The 468-nt window shown below is 40.8% G+C and carries 1 protein-coding gene; it reads right to left on the bottom strand.

Features of this window, described 5'->3' with window-relative positions; genetic code table 11:
- Positions 1 to 190: 190 nt before the first annotated feature.
- The coding region (locus J7R05_RS07925; protein ID WP_208541840.1) for a VirB8 family type IV secretion system protein at positions 191 to 468 on the bottom strand (278 nt) is incomplete at its 5' end.

Below are 468 nucleotides of genomic sequence, written 5' to 3'. Positions count from 1 at the left end.
GGGTAAATTCTATTTGCACAGACGATTTTATATATCTAATGACTTTTGTCACATTATAGGCATCCTAATTGCCAAAGCGACTGCGACTGTCGCTTAGAGCGCGTGTAGGAAACACACTTGCATAGCCCCAATGCGCAGACAAACCGGTGATAGCGCTGAGAAACAGCAAAAGGCCTTTTTTTTTCATGGATCAGTTAACCACTTCTGGATCTGTTCTATATTCCCTAACAATAAAGCCCAGAGGGTTTACCAAACGGTTTTGTACGAAGATGGGAGCATTGATATATTCAAAGGTAAGTGTTGCAACCCAGTGGGTGATGAATTCTTTGTTGTTGTCGTTGTCATGAATGGTTCTGTAGTAACGCACTTGGGCAACATCGTCATTGATAAAGGAGATTGATTTTATTGTTATTGTAACGTAGGCGTGTTTATAGAGAATTTGAGGACTTTGGGGATTTCTTGCTCCAT

The organism is Bartonella capreoli, from assembly GCF_902813205.1.
In the GTDB taxonomy this organism is placed as follows: domain Bacteria; phylum Pseudomonadota; class Alphaproteobacteria; order Rhizobiales; family Rhizobiaceae; genus Bartonella; species Bartonella schoenbuchensis.
Note: the sequence above shows the minus strand (reverse complement) of the source record. Positions and strands in the feature narration are given on the sequence as shown.